24 protein-coding genes are annotated in these 20,519 nt (G+C 64.6%); 11 read left to right on the top strand and 13 right to left on the bottom strand.

From position 1 onward, the window contains the following. Positions 1–28 precede the first annotated feature (28 nt). The 4 genes from RS899_RS02320 to RS899_RS02335 all read left to right on the top strand — a co-directional run bounded on the left by RS899_RS02320 (position 29) and on the right by RS899_RS02335 (position 2,921). Positions 29–193: a hypothetical protein gene (locus tag RS899_RS02320; protein WP_315808987.1), complete on the top strand. Its 165-nt coding sequence runs from the start codon at positions 29–31 to the stop codon at positions 191–193. Further along, a complete protein-coding gene (locus RS899_RS02325; protein WP_315808988.1) occupies positions 190–972 on the top strand; it encodes a DUF899 domain-containing protein in 783 nt (260 codons plus the stop codon). The genes RS899_RS02320 and RS899_RS02325 overlap by 4 nt, the downstream gene beginning before the upstream one ends. Before the next feature lie 21 nt (positions 973–993). After that, positions 994–1,434, top strand: a complete 441-nt coding sequence (locus RS899_RS02330) for a YybH family protein (protein WP_315808989.1) — start codon at positions 994–996, stop codon at positions 1,432–1,434. A gap of 236 nt (positions 1,435–1,670) precedes the next feature. After that, complete coding sequence (locus RS899_RS02335) at positions 1,671–2,921, top strand: RNA polymerase sigma factor (RefSeq protein WP_315808990.1); 1,251 nt, start codon at positions 1,671–1,673, stop codon at positions 2,919–2,921. A 3-nt stretch (positions 2,922–2,924) separates the two neighbouring features. Here RS899_RS02335 and RS899_RS02340 read toward each other — a convergent pair whose 3' ends face one another. The 5 genes from RS899_RS02340 to RS899_RS02360 form a co-directional block, all read right to left on the bottom strand. Continuing rightward, on the bottom strand, positions 2,925–3,698 hold the full coding sequence (locus tag RS899_RS02340) for an SDR family NAD(P)-dependent oxidoreductase (protein ID WP_315808991.1): 774 nt from the start codon (positions 3,696–3,698) through the stop codon (positions 2,925–2,927). Between the two features lie 286 nt (positions 3,699–3,984). Then, positions 3,985–4,788: a gamma-glutamyl-gamma-aminobutyrate hydrolase family protein gene (locus RS899_RS02345; protein WP_024767552.1), complete on the bottom strand. Its 804-nt coding sequence runs from the start codon at positions 4,786–4,788 to the stop codon at positions 3,985–3,987. A 384-nt stretch (positions 4,789–5,172) separates the two neighbouring features. After that, positions 5,173–6,843, bottom strand: coding sequence for a diguanylate cyclase (locus RS899_RS02350; RefSeq protein WP_315808992.1), 1,671 nt, complete (start codon positions 6,841–6,843; stop codon positions 5,173–5,175). A 182-nt stretch (positions 6,844–7,025) separates the two neighbouring features. Beyond that, positions 7,026–7,370, bottom strand: a complete 345-nt coding sequence (locus tag RS899_RS02355; protein WP_037008260.1) for a hypothetical protein — start codon at positions 7,368–7,370, stop codon at positions 7,026–7,028. Between the two features lie 379 nt (positions 7,371–7,749). Then, complete coding sequence (locus RS899_RS02360; RefSeq protein ID WP_315808993.1) at positions 7,750–9,078, bottom strand: OprD family porin; 1,329 nt, start codon at positions 9,076–9,078, stop codon at positions 7,750–7,752. A 450-nt stretch (positions 9,079–9,528) separates the two neighbouring features. Between RS899_RS02360 and RS899_RS02365 the strand changes: the two genes are divergently transcribed. The 5 genes from RS899_RS02365 to RS899_RS02385 all read left to right on the top strand — a co-directional run bounded on the left by RS899_RS02365 (position 9,529) and on the right by RS899_RS02385 (position 12,912). After that, entirely contained in the window at positions 9,529–9,906 is a 378-nt protein-coding gene (locus RS899_RS02365) for a RidA family protein (protein WP_315808994.1), read from the top strand. Between the two features lie 389 nt (positions 9,907–10,295). After that, the gene (locus RS899_RS02370; protein ID WP_169941474.1) at positions 10,296–10,811 is read left to right on the top strand and encodes a hypothetical protein; all 516 of its coding nucleotides are present in this window, start codon (positions 10,296–10,298) and stop codon (positions 10,809–10,811) included. A gap of 61 nt (positions 10,812–10,872) precedes the next feature. Further along, the gene (locus tag RS899_RS02375) at positions 10,873–11,712 is read left to right on the top strand and encodes a DUF692 domain-containing protein (protein WP_064979857.1); all 840 of its coding nucleotides are present in this window, start codon (positions 10,873–10,875) and stop codon (positions 11,710–11,712) included. Beyond that, a complete protein-coding gene (locus RS899_RS02380) occupies positions 11,705–12,493 on the top strand; it encodes a DNA-binding domain-containing protein (protein ID WP_315808995.1) in 789 nt (262 codons plus the stop codon). The genes RS899_RS02375 and RS899_RS02380 overlap by 8 nt, the downstream gene beginning before the upstream one ends. Beyond that, positions 12,490–12,912 (top strand): organic hydroperoxide resistance protein, encoded by a 423-nt coding sequence (locus RS899_RS02385; protein WP_315808996.1) that lies wholly within the window; start codon positions 12,490–12,492, stop codon positions 12,910–12,912. The genes RS899_RS02380 and RS899_RS02385 overlap by 4 nt, the downstream gene beginning before the upstream one ends. Before the next feature lie 165 nt (positions 12,913–13,077). Here the strand turns inward: RS899_RS02385 and RS899_RS02390 are convergent, their stop codons facing one another. The 6 genes from RS899_RS02390 to RS899_RS02415 form a co-directional block, all read right to left on the bottom strand. After that, positions 13,078–13,494 (bottom strand): hypothetical protein, encoded by a 417-nt coding sequence (locus tag RS899_RS02390; RefSeq protein WP_315808997.1) that lies wholly within the window; start codon positions 13,492–13,494, stop codon positions 13,078–13,080. 1 nt (position 13,495) lies between these two features. Next, complete coding sequence (locus RS899_RS02395) at positions 13,496–14,386, bottom strand: hypothetical protein (RefSeq protein ID WP_315808998.1); 891 nt, start codon at positions 14,384–14,386, stop codon at positions 13,496–13,498. 367 nt (positions 14,387–14,753) lie between these two features. Continuing rightward, a complete protein-coding gene (locus tag RS899_RS02400; protein WP_315808999.1) occupies positions 14,754–15,257 on the bottom strand; it encodes a DoxX family protein in 504 nt (167 codons plus the stop codon). A gap of 78 nt (positions 15,258–15,335) precedes the next feature. After that, positions 15,336–15,974: a hypothetical protein gene (locus tag RS899_RS02405; protein ID WP_315809000.1), complete on the bottom strand. Its 639-nt coding sequence runs from the start codon at positions 15,972–15,974 to the stop codon at positions 15,336–15,338. A 136-nt stretch (positions 15,975–16,110) separates the two neighbouring features. Then, on the bottom strand, positions 16,111–17,421 hold the full coding sequence (locus tag RS899_RS02410; RefSeq protein WP_315809001.1) for a HAMP domain-containing sensor histidine kinase: 1,311 nt from the start codon (positions 17,419–17,421) through the stop codon (positions 16,111–16,113). Then, a complete protein-coding gene (locus RS899_RS02415) occupies positions 17,418–18,158 on the bottom strand; it encodes a response regulator (protein WP_315809002.1) in 741 nt (246 codons plus the stop codon). Before RS899_RS02415 ends, RS899_RS02410 begins: the two co-directional genes overlap by 4 nt. Positions 18,159–18,382: 224 nt before the next feature. Here RS899_RS02415 and RS899_RS02420 point away from each other — a divergent pair, with 224 nt between their 5' ends. Together RS899_RS02420 and RS899_RS02425 are read left to right on the top strand one after the other, a co-directional pair. After that, complete coding sequence (locus RS899_RS02420; RefSeq protein WP_024767565.1) at positions 18,383–18,655, top strand: DUF2790 domain-containing protein; 273 nt, start codon at positions 18,383–18,385, stop codon at positions 18,653–18,655. 93 nt (positions 18,656–18,748) lie between these two features. Further along, entirely contained in the window at positions 18,749–19,969 is a 1,221-nt protein-coding gene (locus tag RS899_RS02425) for a cytochrome c biogenesis protein DipZ (RefSeq protein ID WP_315809003.1), read from the top strand. A gap of 31 nt (positions 19,970–20,000) precedes the next feature. Here the strand turns inward: RS899_RS02425 and RS899_RS02430 are convergent, their stop codons facing one another. Together RS899_RS02430 and RS899_RS02435 are read right to left on the bottom strand one after the other, a co-directional pair. Then, complete coding sequence (locus RS899_RS02430) at positions 20,001–20,297, bottom strand: addiction module antidote protein (RefSeq protein WP_054910556.1); 297 nt, start codon at positions 20,295–20,297, stop codon at positions 20,001–20,003. After that, on the bottom strand, positions 20,294–20,512 hold the full coding sequence (locus RS899_RS02435; protein ID WP_409978067.1) for a type II toxin-antitoxin system RelE/ParE family toxin: 219 nt from the start codon (positions 20,510–20,512) through the stop codon (positions 20,294–20,296). The genes RS899_RS02430 and RS899_RS02435 overlap by 4 nt, the downstream gene beginning before the upstream one ends. Positions 20,513–20,519: the final 7 nt, after the last annotated feature.

A 20,519-nucleotide genomic window follows, 5' to 3' on the forward strand; every position in this document is an offset into this window, starting at 1 on the left:
GCAAGCCGCAACCTGAAGGAGGCGAGCCATGTGCCCTCTGTGCGTATCGACCCTGACGCTGGCCGTGACCAGTGTCCTTTCCGCTGGCGGCGTCAGCGCATTCGCCGTCACCCGCCTGCGCGGCAAGCGCCGCGGCCGGCCCAACGAGCAACGGGGGCTTTCACAGGAGCGTCCCCAGGAGCGTGCAACATGAAACTGGCCAATCAGGACTTTCCCCGTGTTGTTTCCCAGGCTGCCTGGCGCCAGGCGCGGATTCGCCTGCTGGAACAGGAAAAGGCCGCCACCCACGCTCGCGACGCGCTCAACGCCCAGCGCCGCGAACTGCCGGTGGTGCAAATCGACAAGGACTACCGCTTCGAAGGCCCGCACGGCCCGTTACGCCTGCTCGACCTGTTCGAAGGGCGGCCGCAGCTGATCGTCTACCACTTCATGTTCCACCGCGACACGGGGTTGGGCTGCGAGGGCTGCTCCTACCTGATCGACAATCTGGGCCGCCTGGAGCACCTGCACGCCCGCGGCACCACCTTCGCCATGGTGTCCCGCGCGCCGCTGGAAGAGATCGCGCCTTTCCGCGCCCGCATGGGCTGGCAGTTCCCCTGGTATTCGTCCTTTGGCAGCGACTTCAACTATGACTTCCACGTCAGCATCGACGAGTCCGTTGCGCCGGTCGAATACAACTACCGCGACAAGGCGGAACTGGAGAGCCTGGGCCAGGATTACCACGTGCGCGGCGAGCAGCCGGGCATGAGCGTGTTCCTGCGCGACGGCGAGCAGATATTCCACAGTTACTCGACCTACGGCCGCGGGCTGGAAGCGCCGCTGTTCACCTACCACCTGCTCGACCTCACCCCGCTGGGGCGTGGCGAAGGCTGGGGCGGCATGCCCGACTACCAGGGCAAGGGCATGAACTGGACGCGCTTCCACGACGAATACGACGAAGCCCCGCAGCAGCACAGCTGTTGCGGGTCCTGATGCCTGAGCAGGAGACATCCCATGACTGCCGCTGAAAAGAACGCCGCCCACGCCGAACTTCACGCGCTGCTGGAGAGCTGGCTGAAAGCTGTCCGCGCCTCCGACGTGGAAGGCATCACCCGCCATTACACCCGTGACATCCTCGCCTTCGATGCGGTGAAGCAACTGCAATTCCAGGGCGTCGAGGCCTACGCCAGCCATTGGCGCGACTGCACGCAGATGTGCAAGGAGCCCACCTTCGAGATTCACCAGCTGAGCTTCGAGAGTGGTGGCGAGACGGCCTTCGGGCATTACCTCGCCTACTGTGGCGGCACCGACGACAAGGGCCAGCACAACGCCTCCTGGGCGCGGGTGACGGTCGGCCTGCGCCGCGAGGCGGGGCAGTGGAAGATTGCCCACGAGCACTTCTCCATTCCCTTCGATCCGGCCACGGGGCAGTTGCTCTTCGATGCCAAGCCCTGATTCGGCCCTGCCCTTGTAGGAGCGAGCTTGCTCGCGAACCGCCTGATGCCATGCTTGCCCGGCGAGGTTCGCGAGCAGGCTCGCTCCTGCGATGCCCCCATCGGCCCGGTACGTGGCCGGCGACAAAGAAACACCCCGCAACGCTCTCCCACCGCACACCCGTCCGGTCACCTCCCACCCCGGCGAAAACCCGTGCAGGATAGGAAGACTCATTTCCCGCCAAGGATCTTCGGCCCATGCACGAGTACGCTCCCCAGCCCCTGCGCGACGTGGTGGACGACATCTACCGTCGCGAGTCGCGTCGGGTGCTGGCCACGCTGATCCGCCTGCTGGGCGATTTCGACCTGGCCGAAGAAGCGCTGCATGAAGCCTTCGTCGCCGCCGTGGACCAGTGGCGGCGCGACGGCGTGCCGGCTAACCCGCGCGCCTGGCTGGTCTCCGCCGGGCGCTTCAAGGCCATCGACGGCCTGCGCCGCCGTTCACGCTTCGATGCCTCCCTGGCGCAGATCGCCGAACAACTGGAAATCGACACGCAATCGGTAGAGGAACAGGCCGACGAAAGCGTCGAGGACGACCGCCTGCGGCTGATCTTCACCTGCTGCCACCCGGCGCTGCCGGCGGACTCGCAGGTGCCGCTGACCCTGCGTGAAGTCTGCGACCTGAAGACCGAGGAAATCGCCCGCGCCTACCTCGCCACGCCCTCGACCATCGCCCAGCGTATCGTGCGCGCCAAGGCGAAAATCCGCGATGCGCAGATTCCCTACCAGGTGCCCGAGGCAGCGGAACTGCCGGAGCGCCTGGCCAGCGTGCTGCGGGTCATCTACCTGGTGTTCAACGAAGGCTATTCGGCCTCGGCCGGCGACTCGCTGACGCGCACCGACCTGTCCGCCGAAGCCATCCGCCTGGGCCGGCAACTGCTGGAGTTGCTGCCGGAGGCGGAAGTGATGGGGCTGCTGGCGCTGATGCTGCTGCACGAGTCCCGACGTGAGGCACGTACTGCCGAGGATGGCGAGCTGGTGCTGTTGGAGAACCAGGATCGCGCGCGCTGGGATCGCGCGCTGATCGAGGAGGGCCAGCAACTGATCAGTGCCGCGCTGCGGACCCGCCGCGTCGGCCCTTACACGCTGCAAGCGGCCATCTCCGCTGTGCATGCTGCGGCTCCCGACATGGCCTCCACCGACTGGACGGAAATCGTCGGCCTCTACGACCTCCTGCTGGCCATGCAGCCCTCGCCGGTAATCGAGCTCAACCGCGCCGTGGCCCTGGCCATGCGCGACGGGCCCGAAGCAGGGTTGGTCCAGGTGGATGCCATCCTGGGCGGTGGCGAGCTGCAGGACTATCACCTGGCCCACGCCGCCCGCGCTGACTTCCTGCGCCGCCTGGATCGCCGCGCGCAAGCACGCGAAGCCTACGCGCGCGCCCTGGCACTGGCGAAGCTGGAGCCGGAGCGGCGCTTCCTCGAGCTGCGCCTTCGCGAGCTGGGGTAGTAGCTACAGGCTGCTCACCAGGTGCCCGCCGTCCACGGCCAGCACTGCGCCGGTCATGAAAGCGCCGGCCTCGCTGGCCAGCAGCAGGAAGGGACCTTCCAGTTCCTTGAGTTGGCCCAGGCGGCGCATGGGCACCGTGTCGCGGATGTAGGCCTGGCCCTTGTCGCTGTCGAAGAAGGTGTCGTTCATCTCGGTCTTGAAGTAGCCCGGCGCGATGGCGTTGACCCGCACGTTGAAGCGCGCCAGTTCCAGCGCCAGGGATTTGCTCAGTTGCACCACGCCGGCCTTGGCCGCGCAGTAGTGGCTGTAGCCGCCGCCCACGCGCAGGCCGAGGATCGAGGCGATGTTGACGATGCTACCGCCGCGGCCAGCCTTGGTCAGGCGTTGTGCTGCGCACTGGGCGACGCGCCAGACGCCGTCGAGGTTGGTGGAGAGCATGGCGCGCCAGTCTTCCTCGCTGACTTCCAGAGCGCGTTGGCCGTTGCCGATGCCGGCATTGTTCAGCACCACGTCGACCACGCCGAACTGCGCCTCGGCGCTGTCGAACGCCGCCTCGACACTGGCGCGATCGGTCACGTCCAGTGCCACGGCATGTGCCTCGCCGCCCTCGGCTTGAATGGCTTGTGCAAGCTGCGCCAACCGCTCGGTGCGCCGCGCCGCGAGCACCACGCGGGCGCCAGCCTGCGCAGCCACGCGCGCCAGGTGGGCGCCAATACCGCTGGAGGCACCGGTGACCAGCACGGTCTTGCCGGTGAGGGAGAAAAGGTCGTTGCTCATGGCTGTTCCTTGGTCGGTCAAGCGTAATCGCTGACCGCCAAGGGTAGCCCGAGGTGCCCTCAAGGGCATGCAGGGTGCGCCATTCGCGCGGCTGATGACGTTTTCCGCATGGGTATCGCCCAGGCTCCACCCATCCTACGACCTCGCTCCATCATGGCCGCTGGAACCGGACGCAGGATGGTATGGAGCGACGCGATACCCATCAATGCGCGGGTATGCCGCAGTCGGGATCGCCAAAGAAAAAGCCCGGCACAAGGCCGGGCTTTTTCATGACGCGGGAAGCGAATCAGGCAGCCAGCTGGCGCGCCTGCTTCTTCTTCACCTGCTGACGGCAAGCATCGCCGAAAGCCTGGAAGATCTTCACCGAGTCGGGGTTCTTCGCCGCCTGCCATTCCGGGTGCCACTGCACCGCGAAGAGGAAGGAGGAAAGGGTAGGCGCATGGATCGCCTCGACCAGGCCGTCTTCGGCGTGGGCGATGGCTTCGATGCCCTTGCCCAGGTTCTTCAGGCCCTGGCCATGCAGCGAGTTGACGCGGATCTCGTCACCCAGCAGCTGCTGCAACCAGCTGCCCGCTTTCGGGCGAACGCCGTGGGCCGGGCTGTACTGCACGTCGACCGGGTCTTCGGGATTCTCGCGATGGTCATTGAAGCCGGGTTCGGCGTAGACCTTCTGGTAGATATCGCCGCCCAGGGCAACGTTGATTTCCTGCATGCCGCGGCAGATGCCGAAGATCGGCAGGCCACGCGCGATGGCGGCCTTGATCAGCGGGATGTCGAAGTTGTCGCGGTCCTTGTCCTGGCCCTTGCCGGGAGTTTCGTTCTCCTGGCCATACAGGGTCGGATCGATGTTGCTGCCGGCACCGGTCAGGTACACGCCGTCAGCCATGTCCAGGTATTGCTCGAGGTCTTCGATGCCGCAGCAGGTCGGTACCAGTACCGGCACGCAATCGGACTGTTCAACCAGGGGCACGATGTATTTGTGGGTCATTACCTGATAGTCGTGGCCTTTGCGCTCTTGGCTGCCCATGGACATCAGGACGACGGGTTTTCGGAGAGTCTGTTTCTTGTTGCCAATGTTGCTGTTGGACATATGTCACCTTTGGACGGGCTGCAGCCCATCGTTTTTGTGCAGGCGCGCAGCGGAAAGGCGCGCTACCTGAGGCCTCGAGCACTGCCGGGAGCGCACAGAAGGCGAAGTTTCCCGGTCGAAACCTGCCTACCAGCCTGCCAGAGCCGTTAAATATGTCAAACGAATTCGACGGAGGGCGTCAAAAATAATGGCCGATATCTTGTCTGACAATTATTTTAAGTTGTTGTATTTAAAGGATATTTTCAAATAGCTGTGCGTGCTGAAAAGTCCATTATTTAAAACGCGTGGCGCTAATGGTGAAAAATTATGCACATTTTTTCATGGTGCTGTGCGGGATCGTCCACAGGCGCGCCGGGCGGCGCGCTCTGCCTCGCGGGTTTGCCGTCAGTGGCATTCGACGCGGTTACGGCCGTTCTGCTTGGCTCGGTACAAGGCGCTGTCACTGCGGGAGAGGGCGACCTCGGCGGAGCTGTCGCCGGATTCCAGGACGGCGACGCCGATGCTGATGGTCAACGGTATGCGCTGGCCTGCGTGCATCAGCGGCTGGTCGGCCAGTTGCTGCAGCAGGCGCTGGGCGAACACCTCGGCACTGCCGAGGTCGGCGTCGCCCAGCACCACGGCGAATTCTTCTCCGCCCATGCGGCCGGCGAAGTCGACGCGACGGATGGCCCGGGCCAGGATGCCGGCGCAGTGGCGCAGCGCTTCATCACCCACGGCATGGCCCCAACGGTCGTTGATCGCCTTGAAGTGGTCGATGTCGCACATCAGGATCGCCGCGCTGCGCTCCACGCTTCGCTGCACGCGGCCCAGTTCGGCCTCGATCAGGTGCATGAAGTGGCCACGGTTGGGCAACTGGGTGAGGTAGTCGGTCGTCGCCAGCAGTTGCAGCTCGGCTTCGATGCGCTTGCGTTCGGTGATGTCGGTGATGAAGCCGTGCCAGATCAGGCTGCCATCCTCTATCCGCTTGGGGTGTGCATTGCCTTGCCGCCAGAACACTCCGCGTTCGGGAATCACCACGCGGTACTCGTGGCGCCAGGGCTGCATCTGGAGGGCGGAGTTCTCCAGGGACGCCAGGCAGGCGTCCAGGTCTTCCGGGTGGATCACCTGGCGCAGGAAGCTGGAGTCACTGCGAACCTCTTCGGGCAATACGCCATAGATGTCCAGCACGCCGGCACTGACGTAGGGGAAGGTGCCGGTGCCGTCAGGCAAACGACGGAACTGGAAGACCATGCCGGGGATTTCGTTGGTCAGGTCGGTGAGCAATTGCACGCTTTCGCGCAGTTGTTCGGCGACTTCGCGCAGGGCGGTAATGTCGGTGGTGGTGCCGAGCATGCGCAGGGCATTGCCGGCGGCATCGCGCTCCACCACCTTGCCGCGGCTGCAGACCCAGAGGTAGTGGCCGTCCTTGTGCTGCAGCCGGTGTTCCACTTCATAGGATTCGGTACGGCCCTCGAAGTGGTCGCGCATGGCGCTTTGCACATAGTCGAGGTCGTCCGGGTGGATGCGGGTGTAGGCGTCCTCGATGCAACTGCCGATTTCGTCGTCGGCGTAGCCCAGCAGTGACTTCCAGGCGCTGGAGTAATGTATCTGGCCGGTGGTTACGTGGCGGTCCCAGATCCCGGTACCGCTGCCGTCAACCGCCAGGGCCATGCGCCGCTCGCTTTCCCGCTGCGGCGCGCGGGCACGTTCGAGCAGGGCTTCGCCCAGTTCCAGCACGTCCGCCAGCAGGGCTTGCTGGTCCTGGCTGAGCGCTCTGTCGCCATTGCCCAGCAGCAGCAGTCGGGCCCGTGGAAAGCCTTCCTCGTCGCGCAGTATTTCGCTGGAGAGCAGGTGCAGCTCGCGGCCGTGCTGGTGCAGGGGAGTGGCGGCGGCATCGAGGGAAAGCAGGGTGGTCAGGGAGAGGGCAACGGCACTCTCGATGCCGAGGTGGCCGAGCAACTGGCCGTGCATGTCGATGAGCAGGACGGCGCAATCGCCACCCGCGTGACGGGCGAGACGTAGCAGACCGTCGTATCGCCCGTGCTCCTTTACCCCAGGTTTACTGGAAGTTCGCATCCGATAGCAGCTTCTTCAACGGAGGATGGGCGTGGTTCTGGATTGAGTCGCGTGCCGGACATGCGGCAGGCGGACGCAGGTGGCTTTATGAAATCACGGCAGTTGAGCGGCCACAATGTCCGCTTGCGACAAGAGCGACGAACGCGCTCGCCCGCCGGGCCTGCGGCGGGCGAGGGGCGGTGTCAGTTGATCAACTGGTCGATCAGCACGGCGTTGGTGTAGATCAGGCTGCCATCACTGGCCCGGTGGCCCACCAGGTGGAATTGCCCACGGTGTTCCACTCCGCCCAGGTACACGCGGAACATGCAGTCCGCCAGCGGCCCATAGCCTTCGGGCATGTGCAGATCGAGGGTGTCGAGGTCGGCATCGACCATCATTTCCCGCTGGCCGTTCTCCTGCAGGTAGACCTCGGCCTGTTCGAGGTGCAGGCGGTCCTGGTCGGTCAGGTAGAAGCGGATGTCTTCCAGCGGCGTGGGTTTCTGCTCGGCGGTGGTCTTGCACCAGCCTTCGAGGGTCATTGCGCTCATGGTGAGGTGCCTCCGGGGTTCGCGTGAGGATTACCACGCTGTCGGAGAGTTGGACCGTCGCGCCGTCCGATTCGATCACTTTTTGTTCGGGCGGTTTGCCAAGCGATATAAACGGGCATAAAAAAAACCGCTCCAGAGGAGCGGCTCGAAGGACGTCGAAGGAGCAATCACAATATCAACGTCAGGAGTTGTCTTCCGCAGGGAAAGTGCGGAAGCGGGAAGATGGGGTCATTCTAGAAAGTTGCAGCCGCGGGATAAACCGTCATTCCGGGAAGAGACTTTCTGTTCGGGCGTAATAATCTCACCCGAACACGGGGCGAACATTCAGACGAATCCGAAAGTTGCCCCGTGCAATTATCGTGGCAAATATCCGGGTCGATTACAGGATCGACAGCGGATATTCGACGATCAGGCGCATCTCGTTGTTGTCGGCTTCACCCTGGTCGGCGTTGGCGCGGTGGAACGCCTGGCGCAGGCGGAAGGACAGGTCCTTCGCCGGGCCGGCCTGGACCACGTACTTGGCTTCCAGGTCGGTCTCGTGGTGGCTGCCGTCCTCACCGTACAGACCGGCGTAGGCGCCATCCGCGTCGGCGTGGCTGCCGTCGATGCCGGTACCGTTGATGTAGCGGGCCATGAAGCTCAGGCCCGGTACGCCGTAGGTGTCCATCGCCAGGTCGTAGCGAACCTGCCAGGAGCGCTCGCCCGGACCGTTGAAGTCGGAGTACTGCACGGAGTTGGCGAGGAATACCGAGTCACCGGTGGCGCCGTCGCCGTCGTCGCCGAAGCCGACGTAGTCGAACGGGGTGTCGCCATGCACCTTCTGGTAGGCCAGGGTGACAGTGTGTGCCTGCAGGAAGGAGTAGGCGGCTGCCAGCGACCAGGTGGTGTTGCTGATCTCGCCGGCCTTGGCCTGGCCTTCGTCGTTGGTGCGGTAGATGTTGAAGTCGAAGGCCAGCGACTGGTCGTCTGCCACCGGCAGCACCCAGTTCACGTTGCCGTAGTACTGGCGCCAGATGTCCTTGAACTCGGAGCCGTACAGCGAAACGCTCAGGTTGTCGTTGATCGCGTACTTGCCACCGAGGAAGTCGACGTCACTGGTTTCCACGCCGGCGTAGGCTGCCCACAGGCCGCCGTCGCGAGCCGTGGTGACCGGGCTGGTGCCGGAAGTGAAGTGGCCGGCTTCCAGGTCCAGGCCTTCGATCTCGCTGCTCAGCAGGTTGAAGCCCGAAGCGGTCTGCGGGATCAGGCGGGTGCCGCCAGCGGCGAACACCGGAGCGGTTGGCTGCATGTCACCGAATTTCAGCTCGGTCTTGGAGATGCGCACCTTCAGCGCGCCACCGGCCTTGCCGTAGTCATCGTCCGGCTTGCCGTCGTTGCCTACCGGCAGGTTGCCGGTACCCGCGCGGCCGCGGCCGGCGTCGAGCTTGATGCCCAGATAGCCGAAGGCATCCACGCCGAAGCCGACGGTGCCCTGGGTGTAGCCGGAGGAGAAGTTCGCCAGGAAGCCCTGGGTCCAGTCGCGGTTGTCGCCCGCGCCGTTCTTGCCGTCGTGGTCGTAGTACTGGTTGCGCAGCAGGACGTCGAACTTGGCGTCCTCGACGAAGCCCTTGGCATCGGCCTGATCGGTGACGAAGGATTCGGCGCTGGCGAACTGGCTGGCGGCGGCGGAAACAGCGAGCACGATGGCGCTGCGTTTGAGGTGCTTCATGGATATTGCCCCTAGAGTCTTGGAGGACCGGTTCGATTAATAGCGTGAGAGCCGGACGTTTTTATAGGCAGGCACAATGAATCCGAACATGGATGGACCACGGCGGAAAATCGCAGGAAGTTGCGTTGGCATTGTTGCAGTTAACTGGCTTTTAATTCCCCCGCGAATTGCTCCAGACGCGGAAGAGCCGACGTCATAATGCCCAAAGAGTTCGCCGTTTAAATCACGGATTATGAGAAGGTCTATATCCTGAATTGTAATAATCAGGACTTTTGTCGAGTTGACACAACGGCTGCGGAAGTTTCGTCGGGACTGGTCATGTCACTGTTTCCGGGGGCTGCGGGCACGGTGACATGGCGCGTGGCGGGGCGATACGGCTAAGCTGCGCGACCCGGCCGCCACACCTGGTGCGGCGACGTGCCCCATTCATCGACAGCAGAGATTTGTCCCATGACGCCTACCTTCATCCCCGACGCGGACCCCGAATCCATTTCCTCCGACGTCGCCGGCTTCGGCGGCCTGCTGGTTTCCACGCAGATCCCCACCCTTGAGGACGGCAGCCTGGAACTGGGCGACATCAAGGCCCAGAGCGAAGCCACCCTGCGCAGCCTGCAACTGGCCCTGGAAAAGGCCGGCAGCGGCCTGGACCACGTCCTGCACCTGACCATCTACCTCACCAGCATGGGCGACCGCGCCGCGTTCAACGAGGTGTATTGCAGCTTCTTCGCCAAGCCCTATCCGGTGCGCGCCGCCGTCGGTATTTCCGAGCTGGCGGTCGAAGGCATGAAGGTGGAAGTCACCGCCATCGCCGCCAAGCGCGCGGGCTGATCGTCCTGCCTTTGTAGGATCGGGCCGCTCTGCGGCCCTTTCTTTTTCGGCCGCCTCTGTGTTGTGGCCATGCCGGTTCGCGAGCAGGCTCGCTCCTGCAAAGAGCCTTGCAGGCTGACCGGTTGCCTTTAGGAGCGAGCTTGCTCGCGAACCTCCCCGCTCCAGATCCCCGCCGCTTGTATTGCTTTGTATCTGCCGCTCGCTGAGCGGGCACACGCATACAAAAGCCTCCAGTCGCCGATACGCCCGCGATACATCGTTGCGGCGAAATAGCCCTACCCGAACGACACAACGCGACGGCAGGGAAAACCCTCCAGAGCATCGTTCCAGGGATTCGCCCTTGCGGCATGATCCGGCGCCCAGCGCGCCACAGCATCTGGAGAAGCACCATGACTCGACTCTCGAAATCCCAGCTTGGCCTGATCGCCGTTGCCCTGGCCGGTGGCCTGAACATGGCGTCTTCCGCCTTCGCCGTCGAAGCCCTGCCGCAGGGCTACCAGCTGGCTTCCGCCGCCAAGGCCGGGGAGGGCAAGTGTGGCGAGGGCAAGTGCGGCGCCGCCAAGCAAACCAAGGCCAGCCAGACTGAAGGCAAGTGCGGCGAAGGCAAATGCGGTGCCGACGGCGCCCAGGCCAAGGCCACCGGCGCCGAGGGCAAGTGCGGTGAAGGTAAATGTGGTGACGCCTCCTTCGCCCGCACCGATGCCGATCACGACGGTCGCGTCTCCCGCGCCGAATTGCTGGCCGTGGCGCCCAAGGCCAACGCAGAGTTCGATGCCATCGATGCGAACCACGACGGCTACCTCTCCGAGGCCGAGGTCTACCAGTTCCGCAAGAACCAGTTCGACTCCAACGGCAAGCCGTTCCCGTCCGACCTGTACAGCAAGCTGAGCCAGGCCAGGAACTGATATTCCCCGCAGACCTCCCCGCGCCGCTGGCCGGGGAGGGCACTTCGCCCAGGAGACCGCCATGACCACATCCCTCAATGGAGCCGGCCTCGGCCTGCGCCGCGCTCTGCTGCCCGACCTGCTGACAATGGACGACCGCGCCGTGGATTTCCTCGAAGTCGCCCCGGACAACTGGATCGGTGTCGGCGGCTCCTATGGCGAAGGCCTGGCGCGCCTGGCCGAACGCTTCCCGCTGTCCTGCCACGGCCTGTCGCTGTCCCTCGGCGGCCCGGAGCCGCTGGACCACGTGTTCCTGCACCGTGTCCGCGAGTTCCTCGACCAGCACCACGTGCCCCTGTTCAGCGAGCACCTGAGTTACTGCTCCGACGAAGGCCATCTCTACGACCTGATTCCCATGCCCTTCACCGACGAAGCCGTGCGCCACATCGCCGGGCGCATCCGTGAAGTGCAGGACATCCTCGGCCGCCGCATCGCCGTGGAGAACATCTCCTACTACGCCGCGCCTTATCAGGCGCTGAGCGAAATCGATTTCCTGCGCGCCGTGCTGAGCGAGGCTGACTGCGACCTGCTGCTGGACGTCAACAACCTCTACGTCAACGCCCACAACCACGGCTACGACGCCGCCAGCTTCCTGGCCCGCGTGCCGGCGGATCGTGTCGCCTGTCTACACGTCGCCGGGCATTACGACGAGGCGCCGGACCTGAAGGTCGACACCCACGGCGCAGCGGTGAAGGACGATGTCTGGACCTTGCTGGCCAGCGCCTACCAGCATCTGGGCACCGTCCCGACCTTGCTGGAGCGAGACTTCAACCTGCCGCCGCTCGCCGAATTGCTCGGCGAGGTGGACTGCATCCGCCGCCTGCAAAGCACCGTTCGCCAGCCGGAGGTGCGCCATGGCTGAGTCCCTGCGCGAACAGCAACTGCGCATGACCCGCTTCATCCGCGACCCGCAGGCCAATGAACCGCCGCCCGGCATCGAGGCGCATCGCCTGGCGGTCTACCGGCAACTGTTCTTCGGCAACCTGCAATCGCTGCTGGCCGGCAATTTCCCGGTGCTGCAGGCCAGCCTCGCGCACGAGCATTGGCAAGCGCTGACCGAGGATTTCTACGCCGGCTTCCGTTGCCAGACGCCGCTCTTCACGGAGGTTGCCGGCGAGTTCGTCGACTACCTCGAAAGCCGCGGCGAGCAGCCCGGCTGGGTGGCCGAGCTGGCCCACTACGAGTGGATCGAGACCGCGCTGCTGCTCAGCGACAAGGCCGAACCGGCCCATGATCCGGACGGCGACCTGCTCGACGGTGTACCGCAGCTTTCCAGCCTCGCGCTGCCGCTAGCCTACGTCTGGCCGGTCAGCCATATCGGGCCCGAGCACATCCCGCAGCAAGCCCCGGCCGAGCCGACACTGCTGCTGGCACGCCGCGGTGCGGACCTGAAGGTGCACTTCTCGCGCCTGGCCCCGCTGGCCCATGCGCTGCTGGTGTCGCTGCAACAATGGCAGCTTACCGGTCGCGAACACCTGAAGGCGCTGGCGGAAATCGCCGGCATCGAACTGGCCGCCATCGAAGAGCAGGGCATCGCCCTGCTGCGCAGCCTGAAAGAGCAAGGCGTGGTGATCGGCACCCGCCCCAACTGCACCACACCGCGTCGTCCCCACTTGGCCCGCCCTGAAGGAGAAGCGTCATGACCGATACCCTGACAACCGTGATCTACACCGCCCACACCCACACTACCGGAGGTCGCGACGGTCGCGGCCAGACTGTCGACGGTGACCTTGACCTGCTGCTGAGCCCACCCGGCTCGGGCCGCCCCGGCACCAACCCCGAGCAACTGTTCGCCATTGGCTGGTCCGCCTGCTTCATCGGCGCCTTGCGCCGCGCCGGGCAGAAGCTGAACGTGCGCCTGCCAGCCGATGTGGCGGTGGACGCCGAAGTCTCCCTGGGCAACACCGCCGACGGCGGTTTCGCCCTGGCCGCCCGGCTCACCGTGCACCTGCCGGGGCTGGGGGCCGAGGACAAGGCGAAGCTGGTCGATGAGGCTCACCAGATCTGCCCGTATTCCAAGGCGACTCGCGGCAATATCGAGGTTAAGTTCATCCTTTCATGATCGCCGTCGCGGGGGACGCGAAATGCGTCCCCCGCTTAAGCTCGCCCTTTGGCGAAGGCAAGCGTCGTCATCCCGTGCCGGGCTCCTGCGCGCATGGCCGCGAGAGTCCGATCATCTTGGGGCCGGGGGAGTCGCTGATTGCCCGATCATCTGGCGCGAACTCTTTTAGTTTGCGACATGCAAGGTGAGCTCCCGGCTCACGCTTTTCCCTGCGCACATCGTGCCGAAGGTTCCTGCCGACACTTTCACGCTGATGCTTCCTGCTTCCTGTGGCGTGCCCACTAGCTGTCCGTGGCTTTGCCTGTCCTGATAGTCGAACCGCAGCCCCTGGGGGAGCAACTGCACATCGATATAGGCCACGGGACCTCCCGGCGTTCCGGCGATATTGATCATGGCACGGTAGGGGACGCCCACCTGAGCATCGGGCAGGGTCTGCGGTTCGATTTCCAGGCTGCTGCGAAACGCACACCCCATCAATATCGACCCGGCCGAGATCGTCTCGCAGCCACTGGTACACAAGAGTGCCGCGGCAAGGCATAGGTATCTCGAGCTGCGGATAAACCGGGAGTCGATGGTGTTCATTTCAATTCTCTCCGCCTCTGGGTATCAGGAACCAGCGGGTGCAGGCTCGTGACAGCGGCCACAACAAGGCCAGCATCAGCGCCGACCAGAGCAGAAGAAGAGTGTCCGTCCAGCCGTGGCCAAGTCCCTGCTTCAGGGAGGCGCGGATAACCAATGCCGCGCTGGGTATCACTGCCGTCTGCCAAAGCACCATCAGTGCCAGAGCTGTCGCCACGGTTCGTCCCACGGCAAAGTGCGGCACTCGACGAGGCAGCCCGCTCCCTGTCGCGATCATGACCATTGCAAAGGGAATGATGCAGCCACCGATCAGGCTCATCAGAGTGCTGGCCCTGACGAAACTCCACGGCGCAGCTTTCCAGGCCAGGGCGCTGCCTACCTCGAACAGCACCAGGCTGAAGATCAGCGCAACACTTGAGCTGATCTGCCAGTTGGCAAAACCTGGCCCGGCCGGCTCTCCCCATTGCAACGAATGGCGGCGGTTTGCCCGCAGCACAGCCCACAGGGGCAGAAAACAGGCCAGAAAGGCCATGACCCACCTGCTGATCTGCGTATGAATCCACAGCCAAAGGCTGCTGGACTCCTGGTTCAGTGCCCAGCGATAGAAGTCCTGGCTGAAGTACCGAATGCTCCAGTCAACGGCAAACAGACCTATGAGATACAGCACGGCGTAAATGGCCAGCAGACGGCAGAGGGGCACGGGTGTGCTGGGATGGCGTTCGTTGATGTAGTGAACCAGCAGAACGATGATCGTCGCATGCAACAGCACGCTGCCTGAAAGCATATGAAGCATGCCCGGCCAGTAGCTCGCGAAGCTCTCCCAATAGAGTTCCGGGTTGCTCACCCATTGCCAGGCATTGCCGCCGGCGTAGGGGACGCAGGTAACAATTGCCATGACCAACACAAATGCGTATGGATTCAGAGTTGCGAGTGAGCGGGTGTTGGGGGGTGAGACGGCAGGAGGTGTGACGGGCATCTTCGGTTCCGACAACTGGAATGCGCCCAGATTGTCCGGATATTTCAGGCGCAGTTGTGTCAGCCTTTTCTGAAAGATGCGCAGTGGTACTGATAGTTGGCCGTGGTTTTTGCGTTTGGCCGGAAGGGCCTCTTGCTGGGTGGATGGCTTGCCCTTTGCACGCTCCGAGGGTTGTTCGAGGCAGTGATGCTTGCCTGCGCTGATATCGCCGCGTCATTCGAAAGTAGCGCCCTTGCAGCACGGTTTGCTGAACTGCCTGCCGTGCTGCAAGGGGCGCTGCATTGAGTCAGTAGTGAGCTGATCGGCGGAGCAGTTGGTCCAGGCTGAGTCGTCCCGCACCCTTGAGCACCAGCGGCATCAACGCCACCAGGTAGATCAGCGGCAGCTTGTAGTTGCCGAAGCCATGGTCGGTGATCGAATAGCCCTGGGCGAGCTCGGACAAGGTCGACCACTGCGCCGGCCAGTGCACCGCGGCGATGGCGACGATGGTGACGACGATCAGCGAGGCGGAAGCGAAGCGCGTGGCCAAGCCGAGCAGGAGCAGGATCGGCGCGATCAGTTCGGCCCACATCGATACCTGCCAGTCGAAGCCGGCGGAGAAGTGGTTGAAGGGGAAGGGGAAGCTGGCGTGGATCTGTTCGAACCAGTTGTCGCCATTCCATTTCTCCAGGCCTGATTCGAAGAACTCCCAGGCCAGGAACAGCCGCAGGGGAATGTCCCAGCCCCAGGCGGCGAGGCGGTCGAGTTGGTCGAGGACGGTCTTGATCGGATTCAGGGTCAGCAGGGTCATGGTGCACCTCTTGGGCAAGGTCGTGGGCAAGGCTCGGGCGGCCGGGTGGCCAATAGCTCGGTCTTCGATGAAGTCGGGTCAGGCGTTCGGCAGCTCGGGGCGCGCGCTCCGGCGCAGGCGCACGGCCAGCTTGGCGACGAGCTTGAAGGCGATGGCGCTGAAGATCAGGCCGAAGCCCAGCGGGTACCAGGAGCCCATCGGCAGGCGCTTGTAGAAGGAGAGCAGGAACACCCCGGCGATCACCCAGGTGCCGGTGCTGTGCAGCAGTTTCCAGGCACGGGCGCCGAGCAGTCTCACTGCGTAGGGGAAAGACGTGAGGGTCAGCAGGATGATGAAGACATAGCCGACGGAGCCGGGGATGTTCGCGGCGGCGCTGCGGCCGTGCCAGAAGGTCTCGGGGAAGAACTTCACATAGAGGATGATCAGCACCGCGTGCACGGCGTGGGAGAAGGCGAAGGCCAGCCCGAGGAAGCGTCGCTCACGCAGCAGGCCGCGGGTGAAGCCGCTCGGTACCAATGCCATCAGGGACGAGGCGAGAAAGGTGGCGAGGAAGAGCGCGAAGGACGTGCGGGCGGTGACGCGGATCGCGCTGCGCAGGGCCTCGACCCATTGCGGTTGGCTCCACAGGGCCAATGCGGTGGCGAGCAGCACCAGGGCGGACAGCAGGGAGAACAGGCGCCAGCCATGCAGGCTGGCGTTTTCGGCGGGACGGTTCATGGCAGGCTCCTTTGGGGAACGCGGCGGGCGGGTTGCCGCCGCTGTTCGTGGAGCCATCTTGGCGAGGGGCTTTATACCGGATGTGTCCGGGGAAGGCCGTCTTGTATCTCTGTGTACATCTCGCTCAAGCGCAGCCTCAGCTGGCGGGGTGCAATTCCAGCTGCGCGCACAGCCCGCCCGTGGCGCGGTTGGACAGGCTCAGCGTGCCGCCCAGGGCCTGGCTCAGTTGCTGGGCAATCGCCAGCCCCAGGCCGGTGCCGCCGGTGCCGCGGTTGCGCGAGCTTTCCACCCGGTAGAAGGGTTTCACCACTTCGGTGAGTTCTTCCTCGGGGATGCCGGGGCCGTCGTCGAGCACACGGATACACACGACACCCTGGGCATCGCGTTCGACTTGTACCTGTGCAGCGCCGCCGAACTTCAGCGCGTTGTCCACCAGGTTGGTGAGCACCCGGCGCAGCGCGTGGGGGCGGGTTTCCAGCACGATGTTGCTGCTGCCTTGAAGCTCCACGGCCTGGCCGCTGTCCTGGTAGTCGAGGACGAGGCTGTCGAGGAATGAATCGAAGTTGACCTTGACCGCCGCCTCGCTGGCGCCGTCCATGCTGCGTGCGTAGGCCACGCCTTCGCGGACCAGGTGCTGCATCTCTTCCAGGTCGCTCCACAGGCGCTCGCGTTCGGGCGAGTCGTCCATCTGCTCGACGCGCAGCTTCATCCGCGTGATGGGCGTCTGCAGGTCATGGGAAATGGCCGCCAGCAGTTGCATGCGCTCCTTGAGGTACGCGCCGATACGACCTTGCAGCGCGTTGAAGGCGCGGGCGGCGTAGGCGACTTCACTGGGGCCGCGCTCGTCCAGCTCGGGCGCGGGGGCGTCCGGATCGAGGTGGTCCACGGCCTGGGCCAGCCGCGTCAGCGGGCGAATCGCCAGGCGCACGGCAAGCCAGGTGCAGAACAGCAGCAACGCCAGCTGGACGATCAGTACCCAAGGCAGCCATTGAGCCACGGGCACGCCTTTGGGCGTCACGTCGATGGTCAGCGGCATGCCGTCGGCCAGTTTCAGGTGCACCTGGAAGTGCGGGGTCGAGCCGGGGATGTTCTCGAAGCGCAGCCCGTAGCGTGGGCCAATGGCGTCGGCGATGGAGGTGGCTGCCATGGGCGCCTGCGCCATGTTCATCGGCTCGCCGGGCTGGCCGCCATCCAGGCGGTAGCGGTAGTTGGGCCGCTGCACCATGGGCAGCCAGCGCTCGCGCTCGTCCAGCGGCAGGCGATCGAGCAGGGCGACGGCGGTGCTGACGTCGGTCTCCAGGTTGCCCAGCATCATGCTGCGGGCGCTCTGGTAGCGCTCGTAGAACTGCGAGCAGAACGACAGGCTGTAGGCGAACACCAGCCCGGCGAGGAAGATCAGCGCCAGGCGTGCAGCCAGCGTGCGTGGCCAGTGCAGGACGGATTTCATGTGTTGGGCTCGAGCAGTTCGACGGCCAGGGCGAAGACGTAGCCTTCGCTGCGCACCGTCTTGATGTAGGCGGGTTCGCGGGCGTCATCCAGCAGGCGCTGGCGCAGGCGGCTGACCAGCAGGTCGATGGAGCGATCGAAGATGTCCGCCTCGCGGCCTTGCGTGAGGTTCAGCAGTTGCTCGCGGCTGAGCACACGCTGCGGGTGATCGACGAACACGCGCAGCAGGCGGTACTCGGCGCCGCTCAGGGCGACCAGGGTGCCGTCTTCATCGAGCAGGTGGCGCGCGGTGGTGTCCAGCTTCCAGCGGCCGAAGCCGATCAGCCGGCTCGCCTCGCTGACCTGCAGGTTCGGCGGCAGCATGCGCGTGCGGCGCAGCACGGCGTTGATTCGCGCCAGCAACTCACGGGCGGAGAAGGGCTTGGTGAGGTAGTCGTCGGCGCCCATCTCCAGGCCGATGATGCGGTCGGTCTCGTCGTTGCGCGCGGTGAGCATCAGCACTGGTGTGGACTTGTGCTTGCCCACGCGCAGCTCGCGACACAGCTTCAGGCCGTCGTCGCCGGGCATCATGATGTCGAGCACGATCAGGTCGACCGAGTTGGCGTCGAGGAAGGCGCGCATCTGCCGGCCGTCCGCCGCCAGGCTCACACGCAGGCCGTTCTTCTTCAGGTAGTTGCCGACCAACTCGCGGATCTCGCGGTCGTCGTCGACGATCAGTACGTGATCGACATGGTCCATGCCGGTGCCTCATTCACAGTGGGTTGAGGCGAGTTTATAGCGCAGCGCCACGCTTGCCTGCCGTGCTTTGTATTCCACTGTATCCAGGCCGGCCTCCGATACCCGGCGCAGCAAACCAAGGGCCTGCGCGACACAAGCCCGATACCTCCTGAACGTGAAATGGGCACCAACGGCGAGGCACACAGCCCTCGCCGGCCAAACCCGACACAGGACAGGAGAACCCCATGAAAGCCATCCAGCTCGCCAACGCTTGCCTCTTCGCTTCCCTCGCCGCCTTCGCCAGCTTTGGTGCCCAGGCCGCCGATACGCAGCCCGTTGAGCAGTATCACTACGGCCAGAAACTGGACGTGAAGAAGGTCGTTGCTATCCAGGAAGAGGCGGCGTCGCCCTTTGACTGCGGCATCGTCAACGCCCGCATGGATTACCTGGATTCCCACGGCCAGCCGCACAGCCTGGCCTACCGCAAGTTCGCCACCGACTGCAACGAGGGCGGCTGATTCCCCTGAGCCGCAGCCACGGATGGCCGCGGCGTTTTTTCCCGCTGTTCACTCCAGAAAAAGCCCACGGGCCGGCGGCCCATCGAGGTTTCCATGCTGCTCATCGCCTTTCTCGGCGGGGCGCTGACCCTGCTCAGCCCCTGCATCCTTCCCGTGCTTCCATTGTTGTTGCAGCGCGCCGGCGGCCCGGCGTGGTCGCCGTGGGTCACGCTGCTCGGCCTGGCCAGCGGCTTCGCTGTGCTGGCGAGCCTGGCGACCGTCTCCAGCAACTGGGTGATTGCCGCCAGCGAATGGGGCCGGTGGTTTGCGCTGGTGCTGCTGTCGGTCTCTGCACTGGCGCTGCTCTGGCCGCGCTTCAGCGATTGGCTGGCGCGCCCCTGGGCCTGGATCGGCGATCGTCTGCACGGTGAAGCCCGGCGCATGCCGCCGGCTTTCTCCGCGTGGGTGATGGGCTTTGCCGCCGGCCTGCTGTGGGCGCCCTGCGCCGGCCCGGTGCTGGGGCTGATTCTCTCCGGCGCCATGCTGCAAGGCCCGAGCGCGCAGACCAGCCTGCTGCTGTTTGCCTACGGCCTGGGCAGTGCCACCGTGCTCGGTATCGTGCTTTTCGCCGGGCGCCGGCTGATGCAGCAGCTGCGGCCGCGCATGGCCGTCATCGAAGGCCTGCGCCGCGCCACTGGTGTACTCGCCCTGCTGGCCGTGGTCGGCATCGCCAGCGGCACCAGCGCACAACTGGCTTCCGGCAGTTCGTCCACGCTGGTGAACAGCCTGGAGCGCAAGGTCATCGACGGCGTGCCCGCGCTGATCAGCCAACTGATGCCCGGCGACATGGCCCACGGCGCCGAACGCCTGCCCGACCTCGGCCCGGCTCCCGAACTGCAAGGCGCGGTGGAGTGGATCAACAGCCCCGAACTGAGCCTGCGCGACCTGCGCGGCAAGGTGGTGCTGATCGACTTCTGGACCTACGACTGCATCAACTGCCAGCACAGCCTGCCGTATGTGAACGCCTGGGCGAAGAAGTACGCCGACCAGGGCCTGGTGGTGATCGGCGTGCATACCCCGGAGTACCCCTTCGAACGCGTACCCGCCAACGTTCGCGAAGCGGTGAAACAGCACGATATCCACTACCCCGTGGCGCTGGATAACCAGTACCGCATCTGGAACGCCTTCGCCAACCAGTACTGGCCGGCGCACTACTTCGTCGATGCCCAGGGGCGCGTGCGCCATCTGTCGATCGGGGAGGGTGGGTATGAGGAACAGGAGCAGGTGATTCAAGCGTTGCTGAAGGAGAGGGATGCGGTGAAGGCGGGGGCATGAGCAAGTGACGGGGCGGGGACGGGACTGTCCCTCATTTCCCGCTGCTGGCGGGAATTGCCTGCAACTCGACACCCAGCGCGCGCATGACCTTCATGACCGTCTCGAAGCGCGGCTTGGCTCCGGGCGCAAAGACCTTGTACAGGCTCTCCCGGCCCAGTCCCGAGTCATTGGCGATCTTGGTCATACCGCGCGCCTTGGCAATGTTGCCGATGGCGAGCAGCAGCTCATCGGTATCGCCGTCAGACAGGACCTGGGACAGGTATTCGGCAATGACCTCCTCATTGTCGAGGTGGTGGCTGGTGTCGAAGTCGCTCAGTTCAATGGTCATTCAATTGCTCCCGCCAGTTGCTGCGCCAGCTTGATATCGCGCTGCTGGGAAGTTTTGTCGCCGCCACACAGCAACAGGATCAGCACGTCGCCACGGCGCGTGAAGTAGACGCGATAGCCAGGGCCGACATCCAGTCGGATTTCCGAGACGCCGATGCCCACCGAGCGGATGTCGCCGAAATGACCTGACCGGATACGCTCCAGTCGACGCAGGATTGCGACT

Source organism: Pseudomonas sp. C9-3 (genome assembly GCF_032392015.1).
GTDB classification, from domain to species: domain Bacteria; phylum Pseudomonadota; class Gammaproteobacteria; order Pseudomonadales; family Pseudomonadaceae; genus Pseudomonas; species Pseudomonas nitroreducens.